The organism is Gluconacetobacter johannae, from assembly GCF_014174305.1.
Lineage (GTDB): Bacteria > Pseudomonadota > Alphaproteobacteria > Acetobacterales > Acetobacteraceae > Gluconacetobacter > Gluconacetobacter johannae.
In genome coordinates this window covers 33,751-57,044 of the sequence record NZ_JABEQH010000017.1, presented here as the reverse complement: position 1 = coordinate 57,044, position 23,294 = coordinate 33,751, and the positions used below count along the sequence as shown (strand labels likewise).

General features: G+C 66.4%; 28 protein-coding genes. 4 read left to right on the top strand and 24 right to left on the bottom strand.

Annotation, left to right across the window (positions count from 1 at the left end):
• Position 1: 1 nt before the first annotated feature.
• Genes HLH21_RS17055 through HLH21_RS12700 form a run of 9 tightly spaced genes read right to left on the bottom strand, consistent with a single transcriptional unit; the run spans position 2 to position 8,293 of the window.
• Positions 2–814 carry a gp53-like domain-containing protein gene (locus tag HLH21_RS17055; protein WP_246379703.1) on the bottom strand — a complete coding sequence of 271 codons (813 nt, stop codon included), beginning with the start codon at positions 812–814 and terminating at the stop codon, positions 2–4.
• Positions 815–821: 7 nt separating this feature from the next.
• Positions 822–1,448, bottom strand: a complete 627-nt coding sequence (locus tag HLH21_RS12735; protein WP_343065130.1) for a YmfQ family protein — start codon at positions 1,446–1,448, stop codon at positions 822–824.
• Between the two features lie 24 nt (positions 1,449–1,472).
• Positions 1,473–2,624: a baseplate J/gp47 family protein gene (locus tag HLH21_RS12730; RefSeq protein ID WP_182944132.1), complete on the bottom strand. Its 1,152-nt coding sequence runs from the start codon at positions 2,622–2,624 to the stop codon at positions 1,473–1,475.
• Positions 2,625–3,125: a phage GP46 family protein gene (locus HLH21_RS12725; RefSeq protein ID WP_182944131.1), complete on the bottom strand. Its 501-nt coding sequence runs from the start codon at positions 3,123–3,125 to the stop codon at positions 2,625–2,627.
• 10 nt (positions 3,126–3,135) lie between these two features.
• Positions 3,136–3,561: a hypothetical protein gene (locus HLH21_RS12720; RefSeq protein ID WP_182944130.1), complete on the bottom strand. Its 426-nt coding sequence runs from the start codon at positions 3,559–3,561 to the stop codon at positions 3,136–3,138.
• 9 nt (positions 3,562–3,570) lie between these two features.
• Complete coding sequence (locus HLH21_RS12715; RefSeq protein ID WP_182944129.1) at positions 3,571–4,047, bottom strand: phage baseplate assembly protein domain-containing protein; 477 nt, start codon at positions 4,045–4,047, stop codon at positions 3,571–3,573.
• On the bottom strand, positions 4,044–5,246 hold the full coding sequence (locus HLH21_RS12710) for a phage baseplate assembly protein (protein WP_246379701.1): 1,203 nt from the start codon (positions 5,244–5,246) through the stop codon (positions 4,044–4,046). Before HLH21_RS12710 ends, HLH21_RS12715 begins: the two co-directional genes overlap by 4 nt.
• 8 nt (positions 5,247–5,254) lie before the next feature.
• Positions 5,255–6,562, bottom strand: coding sequence for a DNA circularization protein (locus tag HLH21_RS12705; RefSeq protein WP_182944127.1), 1,308 nt, complete (start codon positions 6,560–6,562; stop codon positions 5,255–5,257).
• A complete protein-coding gene (locus HLH21_RS12700) occupies positions 6,563–8,293 on the bottom strand; it encodes a phage tail tip lysozyme (RefSeq protein ID WP_220789804.1) in 1,731 nt (576 codons plus the stop codon).
• A gap of 306 nt (positions 8,294–8,599) precedes the next feature.
• Here HLH21_RS12700 and HLH21_RS12695 point away from each other — a divergent pair, with 306 nt between their 5' ends.
• On the top strand, positions 8,600–8,788 hold the full coding sequence (locus HLH21_RS12695; RefSeq protein WP_182944125.1) for a type II toxin-antitoxin system HicA family toxin: 189 nt from the start codon (positions 8,600–8,602) through the stop codon (positions 8,786–8,788).
• Positions 8,789–8,790: 2 nt separating this feature from the next.
• Positions 8,791–9,177, top strand: a complete 387-nt coding sequence (locus HLH21_RS12690) for a type II toxin-antitoxin system HicB family antitoxin (protein ID WP_182944124.1) — start codon at positions 8,791–8,793, stop codon at positions 9,175–9,177.
• Between the two features lie 142 nt (positions 9,178–9,319).
• On the opposite strand, the gene HLH21_RS12685 is transcribed toward HLH21_RS12690, so the two are convergent.
• The 15 genes from HLH21_RS12685 to HLH21_RS12615 all read right to left on the bottom strand — a co-directional run bounded on the left by HLH21_RS12685 (position 9,320) and on the right by HLH21_RS12615 (position 21,634).
• Entirely contained in the window at positions 9,320–9,985 is a 666-nt protein-coding gene (locus HLH21_RS12685) for a phage tail assembly protein (protein WP_182944123.1), read from the bottom strand.
• Positions 9,982–10,365 (bottom strand): phage tail tube protein, encoded by a 384-nt coding sequence (locus HLH21_RS12680; RefSeq protein ID WP_182944122.1) that lies wholly within the window; start codon positions 10,363–10,365, stop codon positions 9,982–9,984. Before HLH21_RS12680 ends, HLH21_RS12685 begins: the two co-directional genes overlap by 4 nt.
• A 9-nt stretch (positions 10,366–10,374) precedes the next feature.
• Positions 10,375–11,865, bottom strand: coding sequence for a phage tail sheath subtilisin-like domain-containing protein (locus tag HLH21_RS12675; RefSeq protein ID WP_182944121.1), 1,491 nt, complete (start codon positions 11,863–11,865; stop codon positions 10,375–10,377).
• The gene (locus HLH21_RS12670) at positions 11,862–12,068 is read right to left on the bottom strand and encodes a DUF2635 domain-containing protein (RefSeq protein WP_182944120.1); all 207 of its coding nucleotides are present in this window, start codon (positions 12,066–12,068) and stop codon (positions 11,862–11,864) included. Before HLH21_RS12670 ends, HLH21_RS12675 begins: the two co-directional genes overlap by 4 nt.
• 12 nt (positions 12,069–12,080) lie before the next feature.
• Positions 12,081–12,575: a hypothetical protein gene (locus HLH21_RS12665; protein ID WP_182944119.1), complete on the bottom strand. Its 495-nt coding sequence runs from the start codon at positions 12,573–12,575 to the stop codon at positions 12,081–12,083.
• Positions 12,556–12,915, bottom strand: a complete 360-nt coding sequence (locus tag HLH21_RS12660) for a head-tail joining protein (RefSeq protein ID WP_182944118.1) — start codon at positions 12,913–12,915, stop codon at positions 12,556–12,558. Before HLH21_RS12660 ends, HLH21_RS12665 begins: the two co-directional genes overlap by 20 nt.
• A gap of 5 nt (positions 12,916–12,920) precedes the next feature.
• Positions 12,921–13,955 (bottom strand): major capsid protein, encoded by a 1,035-nt coding sequence (locus HLH21_RS12655; protein WP_182944117.1) that lies wholly within the window; start codon positions 13,953–13,955, stop codon positions 12,921–12,923.
• 104 nt (positions 13,956–14,059) lie between these two features.
• Positions 14,060–14,716 carry a head decoration protein gene (locus HLH21_RS12650; protein WP_182944116.1) on the bottom strand — a complete coding sequence of 219 codons (657 nt, stop codon included), beginning with the start codon at positions 14,714–14,716 and terminating at the stop codon, positions 14,060–14,062.
• 37 nt (positions 14,717–14,753) lie between these two features.
• Positions 14,754–15,431: a hypothetical protein gene (locus HLH21_RS12645; protein ID WP_182944115.1), complete on the bottom strand. Its 678-nt coding sequence runs from the start codon at positions 15,429–15,431 to the stop codon at positions 14,754–14,756.
• 38 nt (positions 15,432–15,469) lie between these two features.
• Positions 15,470–16,333: a S49 family peptidase gene (locus HLH21_RS12640; protein ID WP_182944114.1), complete on the bottom strand. Its 864-nt coding sequence runs from the start codon at positions 16,331–16,333 to the stop codon at positions 15,470–15,472.
• Entirely contained in the window at positions 16,330–17,973 is a 1,644-nt protein-coding gene (locus tag HLH21_RS12635) for a phage portal protein (protein ID WP_246379696.1), read from the bottom strand. Before HLH21_RS12635 ends, HLH21_RS12640 begins: the two co-directional genes overlap by 4 nt.
• Positions 17,970–18,242 carry a gpW family head-tail joining protein gene (gene gpW / locus HLH21_RS12630; protein WP_182944113.1) on the bottom strand — a complete coding sequence of 91 codons (273 nt, stop codon included), beginning with the start codon at positions 18,240–18,242 and terminating at the stop codon, positions 17,970–17,972. Before gpW ends, HLH21_RS12635 begins: the two co-directional genes overlap by 4 nt.
• Positions 18,242–20,272, bottom strand: a complete 2,031-nt coding sequence (locus tag HLH21_RS12625; RefSeq protein ID WP_182944112.1) for a phage terminase large subunit family protein — start codon at positions 20,270–20,272, stop codon at positions 18,242–18,244. Before HLH21_RS12625 ends, gpW begins: the two co-directional genes overlap by 1 nt.
• Positions 20,244–20,795, bottom strand: a complete 552-nt coding sequence (locus tag HLH21_RS12620; protein WP_182944111.1) for a hypothetical protein — start codon at positions 20,793–20,795, stop codon at positions 20,244–20,246. Before HLH21_RS12620 ends, HLH21_RS12625 begins: the two co-directional genes overlap by 29 nt.
• Before the next feature lie 176 nt (positions 20,796–20,971).
• On the bottom strand, positions 20,972–21,634 hold the full coding sequence (locus HLH21_RS12615; protein ID WP_182944110.1) for a hypothetical protein: 663 nt from the start codon (positions 21,632–21,634) through the stop codon (positions 20,972–20,974).
• 556 nt (positions 21,635–22,190) lie between these two features.
• Here HLH21_RS12615 and HLH21_RS12610 point away from each other — a divergent pair.
• The gene (locus HLH21_RS12610; RefSeq protein ID WP_182944109.1) at positions 22,191–22,529 is read left to right on the top strand and encodes a type II toxin-antitoxin system RelE/ParE family toxin; all 339 of its coding nucleotides are present in this window, start codon (positions 22,191–22,193) and stop codon (positions 22,527–22,529) included.
• A complete protein-coding gene (locus HLH21_RS12605) occupies positions 22,526–22,837 on the top strand; it encodes a helix-turn-helix domain-containing protein (RefSeq protein ID WP_246379695.1) in 312 nt (103 codons plus the stop codon). Before HLH21_RS12610 ends, HLH21_RS12605 begins: the two co-directional genes overlap by 4 nt.
• Positions 22,838–23,294 lie beyond the last annotated feature (457 nt).

Here is a 23,294-nt window from a genome sequence, read left to right as displayed (position 1 = left end):
TTCAGAATCCTATCGCGAACCAGAAAAAGTAGAGGCCCGAGGCCCCAGACCATCCGCCGCCCGATCCGCTGAATTTCATGGAATAGACCGTGGCTCCGTCGTTCTGAATGCCCTGCCAAGCCCCATGCAAAGTCGGTTCGCCGGATGCCCACGATCCGCTTGCGCTCCCCTCCAACGCGATAAGCGACAGACCCGAAGAGGGGAACATAACGGGGAACTGCAAAGAGGTCGTCCCTCCGCTCCCGCTATTCATCGCCCCGAACTGGAGAATGAAGCCGCCGGGCAACATCTGATAACCCGGGTTGGCTTTCGCCTGGCTCAATCCAGTGCCGCTCAGGAGCGCTTGGAGAACCCATGATTCGGGTGCGAGCGGAGCGATGCCAGCCTGCAGGGCTGCCTCTGCAGCTTCAGCCCGCGCGGTCTCGGCCTGCAGGTCCGCGACGGCGGCCTTGCCGGCCTGCAGGGCTGCCTCCGCAGCTTCAGCCCGCGCGGTCTCGGCCTGCAGATCCGCGACGGCGGCCTTGCCGGATTGCAGGTTGCTTTCGACCGTCGTAGCGCGCGTGGTTTCATTTGCGACGAATTTCTGGATTGCTGCTGACAGCTGCCCCCAATTGGTGCGGTCGAGAGTCAATCCCGCATCAAGGATCGTCTGTACGATCTCTGCCATCATCATGTTGTAATGACAGGCCAGGTCGCCCGTTGCCGGGATATTCTGTGCGGGATTTCCATCGGTCGCCCAACCGGGTGTGCCCGTTACAGGCATCACATCCCGGTTTGCTTCCGTCACCGTATTGGGCGCGATGATCAGTTCCATTAAAACCTCAAGTCAGCGTGTTGAAGTCGAGTTCGAAATTGCCGAGAACGGCGGGATTGCCCTGTCCGCCATAGTCCCACATGAGGATGGTCCGCGCGGGCGCGCGGGTGCGGATCTCGCATTGCAGGACGGTGCTACCCCAGGTCGCATAGGGCTCGCCGAACGCGTTTCCGAACTGACGTTGCTGTATCGTGAATTGCGGGGCGCTGATCTTCCAGGCATAGGCCCAGGCGTCACCACCGAATGTGCCGCCGAATGTCTTCCCGAAGCGGCTGGGGACGAACTGCGTAATGGTGATGTCGTAGCCGAGCGATTTCGCCAGTGCCGTGTAATAGGCGATCGATGATCCTCCGTTATCGGTCAGGCGCGCGACGACCTGAGCCTGCCGCCGCTCAATGGTCGGGCTTTCTCCGGCGTACGGGTCGGGCAGACCCAGGGTGGATTCCCATTCCGGCAACAGTTCCACCGCCGTCGCCGGGAAGGCGTCGACCAGAAGGTTGCCGGCCCGGGCTCCGTTCCGCTGAAATGTGGGTGCCCACACAGATGCCAGCTTGTAGGCCATGCTGCCCGGCTCGCGGGACCAGATCGGGCCACTGGGCAACAGGCGCAGGATCGCGGACCGGAAGTCCGACATCGAAAAGATGGGTGCAGCCATGGCTCACGACGCAAAGGTGATGGTGCCCAGCGTGGGCATGCAGCCGTTCGTTGCACCGACGACCGGGGCCGAAGGCGACGCGACACTGAAGGTGGGCAGCCCGAGCGCCGCAATGGCTTCCTCCCACATGTTCGGGTGGATCGTGCCGTTCGCATAAGGCGCGCCAGGCGGCTGCCACGTGCCCTTGGGCGAGGAGAGGCGCGTGAACATGTCCTGCAGCGCGTCCGTAATGGCTTCCTGGTTGGCTTCTGTGTTCGCGGTGCCCAGGTCGGCGATCACGAACGGCGTCGGCTGGGCGATTGGCGCGCAAACGATAACCAGGTCCGTGACCGATTGGTCGACGCTGACCGCATCCGCCACGGTCAGCTGATCTCCGGTTGCTGTCGCATAACGCGGGTCGGCCGTCGATGCCCCATTCGTTCCCTGCGGGAATCCGCCGTGGGCAGCCTGGGCTTTGTCCAGCATGATGTAGAGCACCACGGTTCCCGCGCCGGCGCCGTTCGGCGCGCACCAGGCGCGGGTGATCCCTGCAACATCCGTCGCCCACCCGACATAGTCCATCGGCTTCCCGTTGGTGCCACCTGCCTGATAGGCTGCAATGGTCCGCCCCCTGAAGGAGGTCTGGTCCTCGATGTCGGCGCCGCCGGTCCACGATGCCGTCACGGTGCCCGAGGTCTGGATGCCCGGGACGGGGCTGCTGAGGGTCGCGATCGTGCCGGCCGGCACGTTTCCCGCCGCGCCGGCCGCTGCCATCGTGGCGTTCGCGACTGTCATGCCGTTGGTGGTGACGCTGTCTGCCGTCGTAGTGGCGACGTAGCCGCCGGTGAGGGTGATCGGCGTGCCGGCCGGAATGGTCGAGGTGCCGGTCGCCGCGAATGACACAGAACCCGATGCGGCTGTCGCCGCCTTCAGGAAGACGTTCTTGAGGGCCGCCCAGCCCGCCAGGAATTCATCCTGCGCGGTCCAGGGTACCGATTGCAGCGAGACCCAGTCGATATAGCCGTAATGCAGCCACGCCAGACCGCACAGGACCATGGACAGCACGTATAGGACCGAGAAGCGCAGCAGGGAGACCACGCCCGGAATGCCGCCATTCTGCACGTCCTGAAGCGCCTGCTGCCGCAACTGGGTCAGCGTGGGACGCGCGTAAGGCATTCAGGTCAGCTCCTTCCAGGCCCAGGAATAGGTGAAGGTCCGGGGCGTCGTGGCGCCCGGCTCGGTGATGGTCACGGTGAATTCCACCGTGGTGGCGCTGCTGGCGGCCCACCGCGCGGCGACGTTGACCGAGGCCGCGACGCCGTCGTCGATCATCCATTGCAGGGCCTCGGCCACGATGGCCTGGACCTCCAGCGGGATGGCGGCCGTTCCGGATTTGATGGCGCGCTTCAGCTGTCGCAGCCGTGACCCGATCGGGACGTCGGAAAACGCATCGCCCCACCAGCCGCCCCGGTCGGCATCGGCTGTGCCGGGCGCGCCGGATGGCTCGGTGATACCGACCGTGACGTCGGATGGCGTGGGCTGCTGGGGCAGCAGCCCATCGCTGAACAGCGATATGAGGACGGCTGCCTCCAGCGCGTCGCCCAGGGCGAGGTCGCCATTGACGATCGACCAGTCGCCACGCAGGGCGACGGGGTCCCAGATGATGGCAATATCCATGTGGCCGCCGTCAGCTTGAGGTGGAGGGACTCGTCACGCTGCTGATGGCGACGGCCGGGATCGAAATGGCGCAGCTGGTGATGTTGGCCGCAGCCTCTTCGGCGGCGGCGGCGACCTTTGCGACGCCCTCGGCGATTTGCGCCAGTTGGGATGTGCCGGTCAGGTACGGCTGGTACAGGGGCTTGATGAGGCCGGCGATGAGGTTCTCGATCCAGGAGACGATCTTGGTGAGGTCCGCCGATGGCCCTTCGAGAAGGGCGGCAATCGGCCCCAGGGCTTCAAGCTGCGCCTTGATCGCGGATACCTGCGCCTGGATCGCCGTCATTTCCTTCTGCACGACCTGTTGCAGGTCCGAACACGAGGTGACCTGCCTGATGCGTTTGGCGACCCGGTCGAAATAATCCGCGTCGATGACGCTGGACCCTTGGGCGTTCATCGGTCTGCCTCAATAGATGTTGGTGATGATGCCGTCCCGCACCGTGACGGTAAGCCCTGTCGGCGTCGTGAAGGACCCGGTCGCCCCGTTCCCCGCACGCAGCACGTCGGATGATTCGACCACCGGCGCGTTGTGGGCGATCGACCCGTCAGCTTTCATCCAGACGCGATTGCCACTGGCAGGATGGAAGAGGCAGGCTTCGCCGGGCTGCAGGTCGGTCGGCCGGTTGCGCTGGTCTCCGCTGGCGATGGCCACGCCGCGCGACCGATCGCCGCCCTGGAACAGCACGATCAGGTCGGACCCCGGCACGGGCCGGCTGGCGAAGCCATAGAGTTGGACCATCGGCACATCGCTGTGCAACTCGCCGCCGGGCAGCGCAACCTGCACGGTGGCCGTCGTGCGGCTTTCGTCGGTGTTTGCCGTCTGTCGTCCGATCCCAATGGCCATCGCCACGCGGCGTGCGACGCGCAGGATCGGGGCGGTCATAACCCACCCGGCATGAGAGGCGGCAGCGGTGTCGCCGTGATGCCGGATACCGGCGCCGGGGCATCGTTGCTGGTTATGGCCTGCACGCCGAGGTTCGATTGCATCGGCAGCAGGATTGGTTCCGGCTGAAACGCTTCGGGCGGCATCAGGACGACATCGGCGTGCGTGCCGTCTTCGTCGCGGTGGAAGACCAGCTCGGCGATCAGCAGCGGGCCGTTGAACTTCAGCCGGGGCGCCGTGACCTGGGCAATGGTGTTCGGCTGCCACAGCTTCCCTGACGCATCCCGCCAGCTATCACAGGTCACTTCGATGACCTGTGAGCGGCCGTACCGGCGGGCGACCTCCCAGAGCACGCGCTTGCGGGCATTCTGGCCGCCGGCGTCTCCCTGCTCGTACGGGATGAGGAGGTGGCGCCAAGGTCGCGTGACCCCTGGATCGGTCGCCGGCTGGCCGACTGTCTCCGCTTCCAGTTGGCTGATGAAATCGTCCTCATCCGGCGACGAGAACAGAATGATGGGGGTCTGCTTGATCGCGGTTACGTCCGCATATCGCCCGGCCATGCTGGCGCGCCGGCGCATCCGCTCAGCATTCCCGCCCAGGACGAAGCCGCTGACCGCGACGCTGCTGCCGACATCTGACAGGGTGATATTGCCGTCGGGGCGGTCATAGAACAGGCACGCAGCGAAGCGGCAGATGCGCTCGATCACCTCATAGGCCGTCTCGGTCAGGATGACCGAGAATTGCTGGATGTCGGTGATCCCAGCCAGCCCGACCGGATAGACCGAAATCCCGGCTGGCTCGCAGACCTTCTTCACCAGCGCCAGGGCATTGGTGTTGGTCATCTGGTAGGTCGCGAACTCGGCCGCGCCTTCGACCAGGTCCACGCTCTTGGAGGCGACCGAGACGCGGACGATATGTTCTTCGGGCCCGACCTCGCGATCGACCGTGATGACGTAGCCGGTGATGACCAGATCGTTGCCGATCTTGATCTGGCAGGCGTCGCCTTCCTGGATCGTCTCGTTCTCGTCCAGCTCGGGCTGCCATTCGGTTGTGGACAGCTCGGCCGTCCAGGGCATGATTTCGATGCCCACACGGATCGTGACATCCGTCCAGCCGCTGATGACGGTGTTGCCGATGATGATCGACACATCGTCCGACGGCTGGCTGCCGTAGCCGAGCACGTCGGTGATCGACGACAACAATCCGCTCATGACGACAGGGCCTCGAAACTGGCCGGCATGAATGCCGGGTGGATGGGGTTCGCGCGCTGGACCAACTCCGGCGCGCGGGTTGCGTCGGCATAGATCTGCTGCCCCAGCACCAGGGCCGGCAGCGGGGCGTTGCGTGTGACGGCGATCAGGTCGGGCAGACGGCTGGCCCGGTCCGCAAGGTCCTGAAGTACCTGGGCGCGCAGCGCGCGCAGGGCCTGCCAGGTCGCATCGTTGCCGGCATCCGCAGCGATCGTCGCCTCGTCGTCCAGCAGGATGCCGACGCGCCGGCGCAGGGCCTCGGCCTCGTTGGACGATGTCGGCTGCCAGTCGGCGCACGCCATGGCGATCGAGACCAGCGCGGCCTGCCGGCACAGTGCCGCCGTGGCGACCTGAACCGTCGCCATCGCGCCGCCGATCGGCGCCGACGACGCCAGAACCTGCGGCGCGCAGGTCGTCAGGACCGACAGCAGGTCGATCTGCACCCCAGGATCGACGATGCCGACCCGCAGCGCCTCCGGCACGGCCAGGACCGCCGTCGCCAGGGATGGCGCGTCGGTTGCCCCGGCCGCCGCGACGACGCAGGCATCGACGGCCTGCCGGCTGACGGTCAGCCCCGCCAGAGCTGACGAGACGGTCGCCGACGGATCGACCAGGGCGGCATTTCCGCCAGCATACCGGTCGTTGTTGCCCGGCAGCGTGGCGACTGCCGCGCCAAAGGCGCCCGGCGAGCGGATGGCGGTTGCCGCGCCCGCCGCCCATCCTGCCGCCACCTTGGCCGCGGCTGCGCCGACCGACGCCCCGACCTGATAGGGGGCCCTCGCATCGGATTGATAATCGGACGAGGCCGCCGAACTGAACGCCATCGCCGCGATGCCGATGGCCGCATGCAGGGCCGTCAGGATGGTGGTGGACAGATAGTTCTTCTGCTCGACGAACTCGAATTCGAGATCGACCACCCCGGTGACACCCTCGCGCTCCCGCCATTCGAACCGCAGGCAGGCCGCCCGGATGACCCCGAGGGAGGGATGGACCAGCAGGCCGGGCCCCTTCTGCTCGGTTACCGTCACCAGCAGATCGCGCTGCGCCAGGCATAATGGTCCGGTGATGAACCCACGGATCCGGTAGAGGCGCGGGGCCTTGCCGAGATCCTCGGCCCAGACCGTGTCGCGGAACGGGTAGCGGTGGATCGAGAAATTCCGCCCATTCTGGCCGCCACTGCCGACCACGGCAAAGGGCACGCCCCGGAACGAACATTGCAGGTATTCACCCGCGATGCTCGTCAGGGCGGACAGCGCGCCGGACATTTACGATCCCCCTTCCGAATTGACCGGATCCATTGCCCGGCTCTGGCTGATGCCGCCAACGCGTACGCCTTGGGAGGCATCCGCGATCTTGATCCGCTGTCCGCGCGGGGCGTTCTCGTTCTCGATCCGCACCGTCAGCGATTGCGGGCCCGATACTGACGGGGGCGGCCCGTTGATGTTGCCAGGCGGCACAGTAAGGGGCGCGCCGGAGGCGTTCAGACGCTCGGACCATTGCTCTGCAAGATCGCTTCGGAGCTGCATGTTCCCCGCAACGTCCTGCGGCCGCTCATACAAGCTCGATACGATGGCGCCGGCCTCTCGGGCGGTTCGCGCCTGGCGCAGGGCTGCCCCGGCCCCCGCTTCCGAATGGGTTAGTTCCCACTGCACGAACTGGAGCTGCTCGCTCATGCGGGACTGGCGGATATCGTGGCCGAACAGAGTGCGGAATCGGCCCTGCCGGTCGCCATGCCACTGGCCGATACCGAATGCCCTGCCACCATCTCCAGATGCGCCAATACGAATCCCGCTTTCCTGATCCAGGTTGGCGACGATCCCCGCGGCCTGCTGAGGCGTCCAGCCCTGCGACACGAAGTAATCCCGCGCATCCCGGCCGGCGAAGAACCGACGCGCCTGATCCTGCTGGTCATACGTCCGGCCGAACCCGGTATAACGGGCCATGAAATCGTCGGTGCGCGCGGCGCCGGGCACGTTGCTGTCGATCCACGACCCAAAATGGTCGTTCGGATCCATCCGCAGCATGCCGCGATGCGCCGCATACCCGCCGATCCCAGCAAGCCCCAGGCGCGCTACGGCGCCAGCGCTCCCGACCGCGCCCAGCGCCGTCGCGATTTGCAGAATGGCTGCGCTGACCTGAAACAGGCCGGCGATGACCGGCATCGCATACAGCGCCGCCAGGGCGATCAGCGCATCGTGCCCCGCCAGTTTCCAGCCCCCGAGGCCATCCACGACGCCCTTGATCTCGTCATAGATACCCCGGATATCGCCTTTGATCTCGCTCCACCCGCTGTTGCGCAGCCACGTCGTGAACTGCTGAACCATCTGGCCCAGTGCGTTCAGGCCCTCGGTCACCTGCGGGTTGGTGTCGATCCATTGCGAAAGCTGGTTCAGCAGCGGCGTCAGGACCGGCGACAGCACGGCGGCGACGCGGAAGCCCAAGCCCTCGACGGACTGGGTCAGGTTCTCCTGAGAGCGACGCAACTGATTCGCTGCCTCGGCCTGCTTTTCGGTGACCAGACCGTGCCGCTGCGCCAAGCGGATGTCGGCTTCCCACTGGTTTGCCCCCTCGCGGAAGACCGGCAGCAGGTCCGCGCCCGCCTGGCCGAGCAACTGCGTTGCGGCGATCGCCTGTGCAGCCGGGTTTCGGATGCTGCCGATCTTGGCTGCGATCCGCGCGAACAGCTCGTCGGGCTTGAGGGCTTTCAGATTCTCGACGCCCTTGATGATTCCCGACGCCTGAAATGCCGCCATCTGCTCGGGCGCGAAGCCCGCCGGCCCGCGCCATTTCAGGTCCGACAACTGCTGGAGCGCCGACGTCATGGATTCTGCCGACGACCCGCCCAGGCGCGCGGCGTTCTGCATCGCCATCAGCCGATCGGGCGCCATGCCCATGGTGCGCGACGTGTTCATCAGGCGGGTGCCGAACTGCGCCCAGGCGCTGGACAGGCGATAGATGCCTGCCAGGCTGGCCGCGCCGGTGATCGCGCCCAGCACGGGGACGATCTGGCCCATATAGCGAAACGCCGACAGCGCCTGCCGCCCAAGGCCCGCCAACCCATTGCCCAGTCGGTTCAGGCCCGAGAGGCTGGCAAAGCGCCCGAAAGCCGCCTGGGCACGGCGGACCGGCGCTTGCAGCGCGGCGATCCGGCCGTTGATCTTCTCCAGGACCGCGCTGGCCCGATCGGCAGCCGAGATGACGACCTTAACGCCGGCGTTTGCCATTCCCGCATTCCGCTTCGAAAGTGTGTATGAGTGTGTTTTTGACTTGACCTATTGCCGATTAATGTGTATTTGTTACACATGAACAGCCGGCAGATCATCAAGGCCATTGAGGCCGCCGGATGGACCCATGTTCGGACGCGGGGTGATCACTGGCAGTTCAAACACCCGGAGCGGCCGGGTCTGGTCACCGTCCCGCATCCCAAGCAGGATATGGCCAAGGGCACCGTCCGCAGCATTGAGAAACAGTCAGGCGTGAGGCTCAGATAATCATGGCATCGTATATCGCGCTGTTGCGGAAGGACCCGGACAGCGACTTCAGCGTCAATTTCCCGGACTTCCCCGGCTGCATCACCGCCGGCGACACGCTGGAACAGGCGCGCCAGCGCGCGGCTGAGGCGCTGGCCTTCCATATCGACAGCATGCGCGAGGACGGCGAGAGCATCCCCGCGCCGTCCAACGCGGACGTCGTAATGGCCGATCCGGATAACCGCGATGGCATCGCATTCCTGATCGATGTGGCGGAGCCTGCCCGGTTGATCCGGGTGAACGTGACCCTTGAGGAATCCCTTCTGGACGCCATCAAGGGGCGCACTACGAATCGGTCTCGGTTCCTGGCCGAGGCGGCGCGCGAGAAGCTGGCGCGGGAGAGTGCCTGAACTGGCTACCGCCGCCGCTTCCCGCGTTCTGCTTCCTTCCTCTGCTGTTCGCTGATCCGGTTCGCGTCCTCGACGGCCGCAAGCAGCTCGTCGCCGGTCAGCCCCTCGGCCTCGGTGCGGGTCCAGCCCGTGTAGAAGCGGGTCAGCTCGGCAGGAAGCTGCTCCCAGTTCCCGGGCCAGGTGTAAAAAAACCGGTCAGGTAATCCGACGCGCGTGCGAACTGGCTGATCGGCATCTTCAGGACCGCCGCCGGCGGCCAATCGCTGACCGCGCGCACCAGGTCGATTTCCGCCTGCAGGAAGGCCTCGGCGGTCCCGCGCGCCTCGGCGGCCTTGTAGGGACGCCGCTCGCCGACCGTGGGCGGCCGCAGCGACATGCTGGGGAAGGCCTGGTTCACGGCCTCGATCGGCGGCAGGAACTGCAGCATCAGGGCGGGCGACAGGTCCGGGTCGGCGTCGGCGGGCCGGCGGGCCTCCTGCTCGAACCGGGACAGGAACTCCACCGCCTCGTCGAGCATCCGCGCGCCGAGCATGTGGACGGCGACGACCGGCCATTTCGACACGCGCGCGACCAGGTCGATCTGCGAGTCATAGATCGATTCCTGCGTGGCGCGCTTGCCAATGACCTTGGCGGCGTACAGGGTCTCGAACACCGTCGGCTCGCGCAGGCGCAGTTCGGTGAACGTGCCGCCCTTTTTCAGGATGATCGGCTCGTCGGGCACGAACACGCCCGCTTCGGCCTCCGGTTCCATGCGCTCGTCCGGAGCGGACAGGACGGCCATCGCCTCGTCGTCGGTCGGTCCGCTCATGATACGATATCCACGGTGACGGTATCGCTCTCGCAGTGGAATTCGAAGGTTCCTTCCTGCGTGTTCACGTTGATCCGCTCGGTCTGCCAGGCGTTCACAGCCGTGACGACCTGGCCGTTGGCCTTGACCAGCACGACGGTCAGGCCGCTCGCGCCCTGCAGCGACGTGGCGTCGAAATCGGGCCGGTCGCGCAGGGTGACCTGGATGAAGCCCTCGCCCGGCATCTGCGAGAAGCCCTCGACGGCGCTCTGGCCCTTCAGGGTCTCGTTGACCGGCCCGGCGGCCTGGTGCTGGGCCTCGCCGACGACATTGAAGACCGCGCCATTGATGATGAGGGTGGCCGTGCCCGCAAGGGGGCCACGATAGACAGTTCCCGACATGGGGACCCCTTACGATTTGATGAACTGCACATCGCCGGCGATGCAGCGCAGCTGGTTGGCCCAGTTGTAGGGCAGCAGCAGGGTGACCAGGCCGCTGCCGGCATTCGTGGCGACGACACTTGCAGCAAAGATGTCCGGGTTCTGGACCCAGAGGTTCGCGGCCTGCACGCGGTAGCGCGCTGCACACGCCTTGCCGATCAGCTGCGCGGTCGTCGCCCTGACTCCAGCCGGGATCTTGGTGCCATCGGCGACGAGGATGCAGGCGGCGAACTGGCTGGCCAGGAAGATCCTCATGTCCTGCAGGCAGATTTCGGCGGTCAGCAGCGTCTCGATGTCGAGATAGCTGTTATCCGGGACGCCCGCCGCGTTCGTCTGGTACGTCGTGATCAGCCGCTCGATCATCACCGTGCCGCTATCATCGACGGTGAAGGTCGACAGGCCGTCATGCAGCAGGCTGTTGCGCTGGTCGGCGATGAAGCGGCCGGCATCGGACGGCGGCATGACGGTCAGCGCCAGGCCGGTGATCGGCGTCGCGGGGTTGCCGCGCATCGAGATGGCCGCCTGCGCCCCGATTTCGGCCGCCCAGTCCATCGGCGACGACGGGCTGTCGGAAATCGGCATGATCGTAGCGTGCGGGTCGTTCTGGGCCAGGCCGAACGTCGTGGCTGCCCCATAGGTGCCGCGATAGGCGGTGATCGCATGCCCGTAGAGCTGCTGCGTCGCCGACCACCGGCCGGTCAGATTGTCGAACAGCTGCTTGAACGCGTCGAGGCTGGCAGTATCGGTATAGGGATGCAGGACCAGATCGTAGACGCGGTCGCCCATGGTGGCCAGCGCCGTCGCCAGGGTGGTGGGGTTCTGCGTCCCGCCCGCCATGGCCGTGATCGTGACCGCCATACCGCCCGGCAGGGACTGGCCGCCGGGAGTGCCCAGCAGGTTCAGGCCCAACTGGATGTCGTTGCCGGCAAGCCCCTTGTTCAGGGCCGTGACGTTGATCTTCGTGTTCGTCGTCCCATCGACGGCGAGCGAGACCGGCAGGCTGGGGGTGGCAGTCGCCGCCGCCACGACGTTCGCGGCGATGGCCGACGCGGTGTCCCCGGCCGACACGCCGGTTGCGATCAGCTGGTCGCCGACGTACAGGCACAGGGTGCCCGATGCCGATGCCGGACCGGTGATGGCGAACGATCCGGCAGCGGCCGCCGCGGCCGCGTCATCGGACAGCGGCAGCACCCAGACCTCGCCGGTCGTGTCGATCCCGCGATAGCGGGCGACCATCCGCGCGCAGTGCGACCCCGCGCCATATTTGCCGATCGCATCGGTCGGTCCGGCGGAGATCGTCGCGACTCCAGCCGCCGCCGGCGCGGCAGCCAGCATCTGCCCGACGATCAGGATTCGGCGCGTGACGCTGGCCGTGTTGGCCTTGGTGGCGTCGAGCGCGAAATAGACGCCGGGCAGTCGGTTACTGTCCGAGTAGCCCGGAACGGTGATGGACCCGCTCATGCCGGCACCTCGGTCTTGTCAGGGGGGGCGGGCGCCGGCGCGGCGATTGCCGCCGCCCCCGGGGCGACAGCCTTCACGACGTCGCCATGCTTCAGGCAGAGCAGCCAGAAGGTGGTTTCCGGCACCTCGGCGCCCTCGGGCGCGAGCAGCCGCAGCGTGCCGGGCCAGCGCACCGCGCGGCCCGGTCCGGGTTTCACGAACATGTCGGGAGTCCTTCAGGACTGGAGATTGTCGAACGCCTCGATCTCGCCGGTGATCTGGGTCAGCGGCGTTCCGGCAACGGGGAAGTATTCGGTGAATTCCAGCCCGAAGATCATCCGGACCTCGCCCAGATGGTCACCCGTTTCGCTGGTGACCTTCACCTCGGTCTGAATCTCGGTGACCTGCTGGATCATCGCCTGCAAGGGCGCATCGCACATGATGGCCAGCTCGATCTGCTCGGCGAGCGTATCGAGCGCCGTCTCGACCTGTCCGGGCGCGCCCTGCGCGACGCGCCCCCGCGCCACGAGATAGGCCACCCGCGTGAATCCGGGGGCGGCCCGCCCGGCGCTCTCCGCCCGATCCGTCGGCACCTGGAGATAGATCGACGGCAGCCCGGCCGATGTCGTCGGCAGGCTGCGCGCCGTGAAGACCTTGGCGCCGGCGATCGTGTTGGCGGCCTTCAGCGCCGTGGCGGCGGCCTCCCGCAGTTCAACCCGATAGAGGGTCATAATTCGTGGCTCCGATATTCAGCTCTATCCGCGCGCCGCCATGGCTGTCCGGCTGGATTTCGCGGATCGCGTAGGAGATTCCCCGGATGACCAGGGTGTCGCCCTGTGCGGCGGCGGCAGGGAACTGCGAGAGCCTCACACCGAGACGCGGCAGGCTGGACGTGACGTGCGTCGGCGCCATGCCGTCATCGCCCCCGATGATCTCCAGGCCCTTGTAGCCCTCGTCGAAGACGCCCGTGGCCTGCACGGGGGCGCCTCCCTGCGACGACTGCCAGGTCACCGGCTCGCCGAAGATCGTTTCGCAGGGGCCGAGGACCAGACTTCCCCAGTCCAGGCTCATGACCGTCAGGCCTGCATGCGACCGGACATCAGGATCTCCGGGCGCGTGCAGATGTGCAGCGGGTAGGAATAGGCCTCCATCCGCCACCAGAAATTCCGATCACGGTCGATGATCGGAATGACGTAGATCGGCTTGCCCAGCGTGTTCACCCATTCCACGCTCTCGCCCGGGGCCAGGGCGCGCTGGAAGACGCCGGGCGCGCCGGACGGGAAGAACTTCACCTTGTCGGTCGGGATGGCGATCGTGGTGTTGTCGTTCGAGCCACGATAGTTGAACCAGCTGATCCCGCCGAAATCCATCGCCTCGAAGGCGGTGCCCTTGCGCAGTTCCCGCGCGGCTTCCCAGTTGTAGTAGGTCTTCAGCACGTCGTTGTGCGAGATCAGGTTGTCCCAGAATTCGTCGCCGCAGATCGCCATCACGCGGGTGCTGGGCAGCCACGCGCCCTGGGCCTGGCGCATCATGTTACGGACGATCTGGTTGCACTGGATGCGGAGCGCGCCATCCTTCGGGGTCGGGTTGGTGAGGTTGAAGCCGACCTCGACAGGCCGCTCCACACCGAATTCGTCGAACCAGTTGAACAGGAGGGACCCGTCGCTATCCAGCAGCAGGCCCTGCACGGCCGCGAGGCGGTGCAGCTCCCAGGTATATTCCATGTTCGCCGTCAGGCCGGTCGGGCCGGACAGGCGGCGCGCGATTTCGGTCTGGACCTGCATCAGCACGGTCTGTTCGCCGAACTGGCGGATGTTCTGCAGTTCGACGGCATAGACCGTATCGCCGTGCGCCAGGCGCGGGACCTCGAAATACCTCATCTGGCGCTTTTCGGTCGTACGCTCGACGGGCGGCGCGCCGCGTTCGCTGGTCGGGATGATGACCAGCTTCTGGTCACGGCGCTCGACGGCCAGCGCCGTCGTGCGGATCGGGTTGTCGTCGAACAGGTTGAGATCGCCGATACCCGTGGGCTGGAACGGGACGCGGTCCACATAGCTCGTCAGTTCGATCGAGGTGAACGGGTCCTGGCGAAAGACGTCAAGAATGGTCATGTCGGTATCCGGGCCGTACGCGGCTATGCCCGCCGGCCAGTGTGGCGGGCGGGTGACCGAAGGGCCAAAGAAGGGTCAGAAGAGAGCGGCGCGGGGCCGGAAGATCAGCGGGCGATGACGCCGGCGGTCGCGAGCTGCGCCAGGGCCTGGGCCTGCAGCGTCGCGGCATTGGCCGCGCCGGTGACCGACGGGTCCCAGCGCAGTTCCGAGCCGTTCACCTCGGCCATGCGGGAGATCACCGTCACATGCCGCGCCGTGTCGGCCAGGACATACAGGCGGTCATACAGGATCGCCGCTGCGGCGCTGCCGCCCGTATAGGGCACGTACTGGGTCGGGCCAGCCGGCACCACGACGATGGTGAAGGAATCGCCCGCCACAAAGGCAGTCGTGCCGGCCGTGATGGTGAAGGACAGGCCGCCGGCCGCGAACGCCGTTCCCGTGGTGCCGCTTCCCAGCGCGGTTCCGTTCGGCGCCGTCACGGTGAAGTCCGTCGCGGCCGTGAAGGCGATCGCATAGTTGGTCGGCGTGGTGCCGTCCGCCACCGTGATGGCGCCGATCGTGCCGTTTCCGGTGTTGCCCTCGGACACCACGAAATCCGCCGTGACCGGGGTGGCGAGACTGAGGATCAGGCCGCCATCCATCGAGACATCCTCGGACGTCTCGTTCAGGACGATTCCCTTGTCGCGGGACAGGAAGCCGTTGGCCTCCCTGACCAGGAAGGCTGCGGTGTAGAAATGTTCGGTAAGCACGGGACTGACCATGGTCAGCTCCTTTCAGATCTGGCGAGGCGGGGAATGATCAGGACCGCTTGATTCCGGCGCGCCGCGCCGCCGCGTCCCAGCTGGCGGCCACCGCCTCGCGCCGGCTGGGGGCCGGAGCGCCGCCGCTGACCCGCTGGTTGCCGAAGCGAGCCATGGCGTTGGCGAGGCCGCTTCCGCCGGACTTCTGCCCGGAGGCCGCCGCCTTCAGGAGACCGAGGGCCTCCCGGCGCGGCAGGGACGTGTTGAAGGCGAGGTGCGCCGCCAGGTCCGGCCGGCTTGCGGCGGCCGGGCTGGCGAAGATCGCGGCGCAGCGGGCACGCTCGCGCCGACGCGCGGCGGAGGCCTGCGGGTCGTTCTCCTCGTCATCCTCGCAGTCGTCGTCCTCGCCCTGGGCACGGCGCGCACGGCGGCCAGACGGCGTGTCATCGGCATCATCATCGCCGCCTTCGCCCCGGGCACGGCGGCCCGACGGGGCGTCCTCATCGCCCGCGTCGCCATCCCCGTCATCGCCGTTTCCGGAGTTGTCATCGTCTTCACCACGGGCGCGACGCGCGCGGCTGCCGGACGGCTGGTCGTCGTCCTCGCCTTCGGCGCCCGGGGCGGCATCGCTTTCCTGGTCGTCATCATCCGCCGCGCGACGCGCGCGCCCGGCGGCCGCGGCACCTCCGCCGATGAGATGGGCAAACGACAGGGACCGCATGAGATTGCGTGCCATGAATGAATTCCTTGATGGATTGCGCGCTGACGCGCGGATCAGAGAGAGCGGGCCAGCTCGGCGAAAGCCGCGTCCGGGGCCAGGACGGCATCGGCAAGACCGACATCGACGCCGGCGCCGCCCAGGAAGGTTCGGGCCTCGAAGCCACGGACGACCGACGGGCGAAGCTTCCGGTTCCGCGCGACCGTGTCGCAGAACAGGTTGCCCATCTGGTCGATGTCGGACTGCATGCGCGCGAGCGCGCCCTCGGAGAGGGATTCGTATTCGGACCCCTCGGCCTTGTGGGCGCCGTACCGGATCAGCGTGACGACGACGCCGGCCTTCGACAGGGCCTGGGTCATATCGACATGCATGCAGATCACGCCGATCGACCCGGTTCCACCCGTCCGCGGCACGGTGATCCGGTCCGCGGCCGAGGCGATGGCGTAGGCCGCGCTGAACGCATTTTCGTTCAGGATTGACCAGATCGGCTTCTTGCCCCGGCTGGCGAAGATCAGGTCGGCCAGGTCGAAGCATCCGGCGACCTCGCCGCCCGGGCTGTCGATGTCGAGCACGATGGCGTCGACGTCCTCATCGTTCAGGGCGGCGAGGAAGTTCATGCGGACGCCGTCATAGCCGGTCATGCCCGAGAAGGGCCGCAGCGAGCCCAGCTTCTGAACCAGCGTACCCGCGACAGGAATGACCGCGATGCCCGCGACGACGTCATAGGCACGATCCGGCGCGCGGTCGGCCTCGTCGAGCAGCATGGCCTTCGGCTGAAGGGCAACCGTGCCGCCATCGCGGAACAGATGCGTGACGCCCAGGCGGTCGGCCAGGGCGGCGACGACGATCTCGGCCTTCTGCGGGTGGATGGCGACCGGCGTGTTGAACAGCCGTTGCGCCAGATGGGGAAGGCGGCTCATGTCGGGTCCGGTTTCTGGGTGGTCAGGCCGGCCGGCGCGCCGACGGCCCATTGCGGGAAGGGCAGCCCGCGCTCGGTCATCATCTGCCGTTCGACCCGCCGCTGATCGAGGACCTCCTCGTAATCGAGGCCCTGCTCGGCGCATTCGCGCTCCAGGGTGCCGAACCCGGCATCGAGGCCGAGGACCGCGCCCTGGCGTTCCGAGACGGGATCGACCCATCCGCGGCCTGGCCCGATCCAGCTGCACCGCGCATAGGCCGCGCGACCTTCGAGGAAATCAGGCGCGTTCCGGGGCAGGGGGACGCGCCCCTGGTCGAACGCCTCTTCGAGGAACCCGCCATAGGTCGGGTTGGCGAAGCTGACCGCGAAGTCGTTCCGCCGGCGATGCATCGTCTTCCACATCTCCAGCATGGAAGAGCGCGATGAACTGTAGTTCGTCTTGCTGTAGTCCATGCTCAACTGTTCGGCGGATGTCCCGATCGCCGCGGCAAAATTCCGCAGGAACGTGCCCTGGAAGGCATCGAAACCGCTGTTCGGGCGGGTCGATGCGACGGTCTTCACCTCTTCGCCAGGCGGCATGACCGGGATCCGGACACCGCCCAGCGTCAGGGGGTTGTCCTTGTGCCAGTCCTGCCGGATCTTCTGGTATTCGCTGAGTTCGCCATCCTCCATGCCGTTCCGGACATCCTCCGGGTCGTAGGGGCTCTGCACGAACGTCGCGAAGATGGTCTGCGTCAGCGCCTGCTGCAGTTCGGCCTGGTCGTAGCGCGCCAGCATACGAAAGCGGTTCAGGACCGGCGTGAAGGCACTGAGGCCGCGGTGCTGCCCGGCATCGTCGAAATCGTAGGAATGAACGACGATCGGGCGCCCCCAGGGGGTGAAGCGCGGGATCCGGTCCCAGATCATGCTCTCGACGGCGTCGAAGTAGTCATACTGGTGTGCCTGGCGGATGTGATAGGCGATGTGCGCGCCGTCATCATCGACCTCGACGCCGCCCCGCAGCCAGTGTGTGTCGAGCTGCTGATAGGGATTCGACAGCCGGTCGGGATGGATCAGCTGCAGCGTGGTCGCATAGTCGGCTCCTTCCTCCTTGCGCTCGGGCATCCAGCGCAGGACCGCGATCGTCTCGCCGTCCTTCATCTGGTGCATGAAGGCCAGCCGGAAGATCTGGGTGACGGTCAGCTTGCGGGCGGCGTCGCCGAACAGAAGCGGATCTTCCGACCACATGCGCCATTCCGCTTCGACGGCCTGGCGGAATTCCTGCGCCCAGACCGCGTCGAACGCCTTCCCATACCGCTGGGTGAGGGCGCGATAGTCCGGCTTGGCGACCAGGCGGAACTGGCTGCCGACGACGTTGTCCGCGATGCGGGTGATGCTGCCACGCGCCCACCCGTCGTTGCGGAACAGATCCCGGGCCCGTGCGACCATGCGATCGCGGTCGAGATTGATCTCCGCGTCCGGCGACCGGAGCCAGGGATTCCACTCGGCGCTCTCGCTGCCGAGCATATTGGCGCCGTCATAGGCGAAGCCGCCCCCCATGCCTCCCATCCAGCTTCCCGGAAGGGTCATGGGGAAGCCAGCCCGCGCGCCGCCGCTTCCGGTCAGGCGATTGCGGATGCGCGAAAGCAGGCCAGGCTTCATCGGAAATAGATCCTCATCGCCCGTCGGGGCGTCCCGACACCCAGCAGGGCATTCAGTTCACGAAGGTTGTTCCGCAACTGCGTCTCGGACGCCCCGGCGAAAGTGACGTTGCGGCCGCCGTCCCCCTGCGTGTAGCCGGCGGACATTGGCCGCGTGCCGCTCAGCAGCGCCAGAAGCGCGGCCTGGGCCGCGTTGCGGGCTGTCGTCACCTGCTGTTCCGTCATTCCCGCCCAGGTCCCGCCCGGAACGGGGAAGATCGACTTTGCCATCACGAATAGTCCCAGCGAGATCGCCGCGCCTTCGGCGGCTCAGGTGCTGCCCTGGCCAGGGGGCGGCCGTCTGTCACCGCCACCTCCTGGCCGATGCGATCCGATGGAGCGGGGTCGCCGGCTGCACTCGGCGGCGCCTCCTGTCGGGCGGCGAGATCCGGCAGGGTCGCGGCGGCCTGATCGGCCCGTTTGTTCAGTTGCAGGCCGAAATAGAGCAGACCGCACAGCGCGGCGTAGCTGTAGACCGCCAGATCGAGGGCCTCGTTCCGCCGACCGGGCAACAACTCCCAGACCCGGAACACCTGGCCGCGTTCGTGCTTCCGGACCGACCGTTCGGCCACCATCTGCGCGAAATAGTTGATGTCCCGGTCGGCGGGGTAATGCATGAAGCCCGCACATGATTCCCCATTTTTCGGGGGATCCAGGTGCAGCCGGCTCCGAATGACGTCCTTCGCCGCATTGACGCCGATGATGACCGGACGAAAGGACGCCTTTGTCCGCGCGGTGGGCCGCTTTGTCGGCCAGACCGGCGAGCGTGCGCCGCCGCGGGCGGATTCGCCCTTCACGGCCCAGATCTTGCGGCCCAGCCGCGCCTTGCAGAACTCGTAGACCTTCTGCGTATGGTGGCCGCCAGAGTCGATGCAGGCAGCCATGACGGTGAATGGTCGGCCGTCTGCCCGGAACCACTGGCGCTTCAGGACCTCATCGACCCGCCCCCACAATTCCGGTCCGTCTGGATCGCCCTCGATCACGATGTGGGCGATCGACCAGCGCTCTTCATTGCGACCCCAGCCGGCGATCTCCAGTTCAACGCGGTCGTCCTGCGTATCGCCGGCGGCCGTGAGCACGGCGACGCCGTCAGGCACCTCCGCCGCCCAAGTCTCGACCCGCGCGGCCAGCGTCACCTCGTTCAGCGCGCCGTCCCCGCGGTCCTCGTAGGGTTCGCCGAGGACCAGGTTGATGAAGGTCTGCCGCTGGAGCGGGTCGGCCTTCACCTTCAGCCATTCGCCTACCAGCTTCGACCAGGCCGCGTTCGGGAACAGCGAATAGAGGGCGCAGATGTGGAACGACGCATGGCCCTTGAACGGCGCCTCGGCGATCCATTCGCCGCCGGCGATCATGCCCGGCTTGTCGACGTCCTCGATGATGCAGCCGTTGTGCCGGCACACGTAATGCGCCGTTTCCGGCAGATGCGCGCCGTCCTCGGCCTTGTCCCATTTGATCCCGTGCGGCGAGTCCGGGCCGCCCCATTCCAGAACCTGCGCCTCCCCGCAATGCGGGCACGGCACATGAAACCGGCGCCGGTCGCCCTCATCGAACCTCTTTTCGATACGGCTGATGCCGGCAACCGTCGGTGTCGATCCGGCGACGATCTTGCGGTTCCAGAAGGTCTCCGACCGCTTCGTGCCCAGGGCGATCTGATCGCCCTCCGCCCCCGCGCCGCCGCTGGGATAGCCGTCAACTTCATCGAACAGGATGATGCGAGCCGTGATGCGCCGGAATCCGCCCGGGCTATTGGCCCCCACGAGAGTGAGGGAAGACCCGTTCAGCATAGTCTTCTTCAGCAGGGTCTGCTCGGTCGACTTGGCTTTCGGATCGCCGGCGATCTCGGCCAGCACAGGCGTGTCCCGAAGCATCGGGGCGATTTCGGACTTGCTGTAGTCTTCCGCATCGCTTTCGCGAGGCTGCACCATCAGGATCGGGGAGGGATCCTGGTGCAGGTAATATCCGACCACGTGATCCAGGATCTTGGTGTAGCCGACTCGGGCCGACTTCATCACCGAGACCTGTTCGACGGTCGGGTCCGTGACGGCATCCATCATGCCGATCTGGTAGGCGAATGCCTCGAAGCGGCCTGTCTGCGCGCTCGTTTCCCGCGACAGGATCGCATAACGCCCGGCCCATTCGCTCAGGGATAGCTTGGGCGGCGGCCGAAGGTTGGCCCGGCGGGCCGCCGCCAGGCCGCCCAGGAATGTCGCGTAGCCGGGCAGGTATTGGGGATCAGCTCCGGCCGGGGTCTGGATCTCCATCAGATGTCAGTTCTTCAAGGACTCTGGTGATGAGGGTCAGGAGCCGGTCCTGGAGTTCGGCGACGGTCTTGCATCGGTGCAGCGCCGGCGCCTGTTCCGCGGGTATAGCCAGGAGGCGTGTGCGGACCCGCGCGTATTCCTCGCCCACCGCTTTCGTCACCAGGGCGGCCTCGACGACCTTTCCGGACTTCAGGTCGTATTCGAGCTGCTTCAGGAGGGCGTTGTAGTTCTCCTTGATCCGGATGGCTTCGGGCGTCTGATAGGGCGCCCCGTTCTCGTTGATGAGGTGCGCCGCCGCGGTTTCAGGTGCCTCGGAGGGCTGGCCCGGAACTGCAACCGGCGGGGTCGCAGGTTGCACCCCGGGTTGCAGGTCGGACCGGCATGCCATCCAGACCTCGAACGAGGCGAGGTCCACCTTATTGCCGTCCGAAACAATCCTGCCTGAGGCTAGATGCTTCTGGATGGCGGCACGACTCACGCCCGCTCGGCGGGCCGCTTCGCTCTGGCTGATGGATCCCGCCATGACCTGCAACTGCAACCCTAAAAAATGACCTCAGCTAGGGATCGTACGGGCTGGCGCAATACCCCCGATCGGGGGAGTGGGTCAGAGGGACCCATGCACGGGGGGGGTATGACCACCCCTAGCCACGCGCCATGCGCATGGCTCGATCGACCGTTGCCGGAATGCAACACTTCGCCTCAGGGCCGCGCCGTCGCCAATGCCTTCTGCAGCGCGCCCCGGATCGCATCGGCCCCCTTCCGCTCCACGATGTCGATGGCCCTGCGTCGGAAGTTCAACCGCTTCGTGACGGGCTTGTTCTGCCCGACCCTCAGCAACAGCGTCAGCCCCGTATTCTGGTGCAGACGGCTGTTCATCGCGCCACGTCGGCCACCCTTCGGTCGCCCTTTGGTGTCGAGCGTCGGCGGCCTGAGCCAGAAGCCCGTGATGCCCCGGACAGTGCCGAAGAACACGTCAGGCCGCGCCGCAAGCCGTTTGATCGCGCCTTTGGGCAACTGCCCGTATTGGTCGAGCCTGACATCGGCAGGAACCAGCAGCGCCTTTCCCGGCGTCTCGTGCGGGCCGCCGGTTTCGTAGGGGGTCAGGTATTTGGCCTGGGCATCGCGCAATGAAACGACGGCTGTGAGGTCCGCCTTGGTCGCCCGCTTCTCCACCTGAGCAGAGCGATGGGTGAAGGGTCGAGGATGGGCGAAGATATCCGACATCGCCGCGTTTTCGGCACGCATCGCCTGGAACGCGAGATCGTTGATTGCACCGGCAACGACGAACGAGATCTGCCGACGAAACGCAGCCAGTTTTCGGGTGACGGCCGTCGTGTCGAGCTTGATCGACAAGTCGGCCATGCCGGGATCAGTCCTTCCTTGCCACACTCTCTCGCCGCCTGAGCCTTCCGGACATGAAAAAGCCGGATCAGGATCGCTCCTGTCCGGCTCCGTGCGTTGGACGCGAATATGGCGCGGTTACTTTGCGCATGTTTTGGCGGGGTGCGCAAGGGGGAATTTCGGGTCGCCTGCTCAAGCATCCCACGCGACCAAATATCCTGCCCACCTACATCAGGGACTGGTTGGAGGCCATCTGTTGGGACCCGCTGGGTAGGCCGGTCGCCAGACGCTCCAAGCCTCCCTGGGACAGCTCGCTTCTGGGTCGAGCGGAGCGGGTGCCCAGAAGTGCGGGCACCGCACTGGCACAGGGGGGCTTTTCGCGGCGAAAACGGGGCGCGAACTTGCGAACTTCTCTATAGGGACCGGAAGAAGTTCGCGGCGGTATTCCGGGTGTTCTGCGAACTTCCAAATTTCTGAAAGTTCGTCGAAGTTCGCAAGTTCGCGCCATCCCGAACGAGTGCCGCAATGCGGCATTTCAGTCTTGCCAAATGTGCCGCGCTGCGGTATCAATCGTGCCATGCACACGGTCGCCGAAACCTCGATCTTCACCAAGCGCGCCGATGACCTCCTGAACAAGGACGAGCGCAACGAGTTGATCAGGGTGCTGGCAAGCGACCCTTATGGTGGGGACCTGGTTCCGGGGCTTGGCGGCATCCGGAAGATGCGCTTTGCGGCCGGCGGCCAAGGGAAGCGCGGCGCGTTCCGTGTGATCTGGTACGTGGTGTCGGACGACCTCCCTGCTCTCGCCCTCCTGATCTACGGCAAGAACGAGCAGGCCAATCCGTCGCCCGACCAGCGTAAGGCTATGCTGGCGGTCGTTGCCCGCATGAAGATGATGGCAGGGAAAGGGACATGACGATGCCTCGCGCGAAGAAGAACATCGCCGACGAACTGCTGGCCTCTCTCGAAGAGGGATTGCAGATCCTGGAGGGAACGCGTGCGGCGGCGCGCATATGGTCCCCGCCGGCGGTCGTGGACGTGCGCCAGATCCGTGCCCGGACCGGTCTGACTCGAGAAGCCTTTGCCAATCGCTTCGGGTTCAGCCGCAACGCGGTGCGGGATTGGGAGCAGGGGCTGAGACGGCCGGAGAAGGCCGCCAGGACGCTTCTGCTGGTGATCGACCGGGAACCCCAGGCGGTCGAGCGGGTGCTGGCTCAGGCGTAAATTTGGGCCGCCAGGTTAGCTGGCAGGAGTGGCGCAGATGGCGAGAATGACTTTGAAGGAAGCGATGTCCCGTCGGTCCACGATCGACTGGGACCGCGTCAGGACGACCACGGACGAGGATATAGCCCGCCAGGCGCGTGGGACGGCACTGAGGCCTCCTGATGACCTGGGGGCGTCTATCCCATCCCAGCAACGGTTCGGCGCCGCATGGGGATGACACAGACGGCGATAGCGGCCCCGATCGGCATGCCGGTCGCGATGTGGCGGAACTGGGAGCAAGGGCGTGCGCGCCTTGACCCCGCTATGCGGACACTGTTGCGTGTGGTGTGGCGAGAGCCGGAGGCGGTCCGGCGGGCAATGGAAGCGGCGTGAGCGCCGACAGGAGCACCGCAGATGGCTATGAAGAAGGCGACGGCGACAGATGCCGCAAAGGCGCTCCAGAGCGTCGTCTGGTTCG

Bases quoted from the DNA above. Each gene is read 5' to 3' on its own strand.
- HLH21_RS12645 (WP_182944115.1), bottom strand. From the start codon at position 15,431: ATGGCACGCAATCTCATGCGGTCCCTGTCGTTTGCCCATCTCATCGGC.
- HLH21_RS12670 (WP_182944120.1), bottom strand. From the start codon at position 12,068: ATGTTCGTGAAACCCGGACCGGGCCGCGCGGTGCGCTGGCCCGGCACG.
- HLH21_RS12705 (WP_182944127.1), bottom strand. From the start codon at position 6,562: ATGTCCGGCGCGCTGTCCGCCCTGACGAGCATCGCGGGTGAATACCTG.
- HLH21_RS12655 (WP_182944117.1), bottom strand. From the start codon at position 13,955: ATGACCATTCTTGACGTCTTTCGCCAGGACCCGTTCACCTCGATCGAA.
- HLH21_RS12735 (WP_343065130.1), bottom strand. From the start codon at position 1,448: ATGTCGGACTTCCGGTCCGCGATCCTGCGCCTGTTGCCCAGTGGCCCG.
- HLH21_RS12620 (WP_182944111.1), bottom strand. From the start codon at position 20,795: ATGGCGGGATCCATCAGCCAGAGCGAAGCGGCCCGCCGAGCGGGCGTG.
- HLH21_RS12690 (WP_182944124.1), top strand. From the start codon at position 8,791: ATGGCATCGTATATCGCGCTGTTGCGGAAGGACCCGGACAGCGACTTC.
- HLH21_RS12680 (WP_182944122.1), bottom strand. From the start codon at position 10,365: ATGTCGGGAACTGTCTATCGTGGCCCCCTTGCGGGCACGGCCACCCTC.
- HLH21_RS12730 (WP_182944132.1), bottom strand. From the start codon at position 2,624: ATGCCTTACGCGCGTCCCACGCTGACCCAGTTGCGGCAGCAGGCGCTT.
- HLH21_RS12635 (WP_246379696.1), bottom strand. From the start codon at position 17,973: ATGAAGCCTGGCCTGCTTTCGCGCATCCGCAATCGCCTGACCGGAAGC.
- HLH21_RS12660 (WP_182944118.1), bottom strand. From the start codon at position 12,915: ATGAGCCTGGACTGGGGAAGTCTGGTCCTCGGCCCCTGCGAAACGATC.
- HLH21_RS12720 (WP_182944130.1), bottom strand. From the start codon at position 3,561: ATGAACGCCCAAGGGTCCAGCGTCATCGACGCGGATTATTTCGACCGG.
- HLH21_RS12725 (WP_182944131.1), bottom strand. From the start codon at position 3,125: ATGGATATTGCCATCATCTGGGACCCCGTCGCCCTGCGTGGCGACTGG.
- HLH21_RS12665 (WP_182944119.1), bottom strand. From the start codon at position 12,575: ATGACCCTCTATCGGGTTGAACTGCGGGAGGCCGCCGCCACGGCGCTG.
- HLH21_RS17055 (WP_246379703.1), bottom strand. From the start codon at position 814: ATGGAACTGATCATCGCGCCCAATACGGTGACGGAAGCAAACCGGGAT.
- HLH21_RS12650 (WP_182944116.1), bottom strand. From the start codon at position 14,716: ATGGTCAGTCCCGTGCTTACCGAACATTTCTACACCGCAGCCTTCCTG.
- HLH21_RS12695 (WP_182944125.1), top strand. From the start codon at position 8,600: ATGAACAGCCGGCAGATCATCAAGGCCATTGAGGCCGCCGGATGGACC.
- HLH21_RS12640 (WP_182944114.1), bottom strand. From the start codon at position 16,333: ATGAGCCGCCTTCCCCATCTGGCGCAACGGCTGTTCAACACGCCGGTC.
- HLH21_RS12625 (WP_182944112.1), bottom strand. From the start codon at position 20,272: ATGGAGATCCAGACCCCGGCCGGAGCTGATCCCCAATACCTGCCCGGC.
- HLH21_RS12605 (WP_246379695.1), top strand. From the start codon at position 22,526: ATGACGATGCCTCGCGCGAAGAAGAACATCGCCGACGAACTGCTGGCC.
- HLH21_RS12675 (WP_182944121.1), bottom strand. From the start codon at position 11,865: ATGAGCGGGTCCATCACCGTTCCGGGCTACTCGGACAGTAACCGACTG.
- HLH21_RS12685 (WP_182944123.1), bottom strand. From the start codon at position 9,985: ATGAGCGGACCGACCGACGACGAGGCGATGGCCGTCCTGTCCGCTCCG.
- HLH21_RS12615 (WP_182944110.1), bottom strand. From the start codon at position 21,634: ATGGCCGACTTGTCGATCAAGCTCGACACGACGGCCGTCACCCGAAAA.
- HLH21_RS12610 (WP_182944109.1), top strand. From the start codon at position 22,191: ATGCACACGGTCGCCGAAACCTCGATCTTCACCAAGCGCGCCGATGAC.
- gpW (WP_182944113.1), bottom strand. From the start codon at position 18,242: ATGGCAAAGTCGATCTTCCCCGTTCCGGGCGGGACCTGGGCGGGAATG.
- HLH21_RS12715 (WP_182944129.1), bottom strand. From the start codon at position 4,047: ATGACCGCCCCGATCCTGCGCGTCGCACGCCGCGTGGCGATGGCCATT.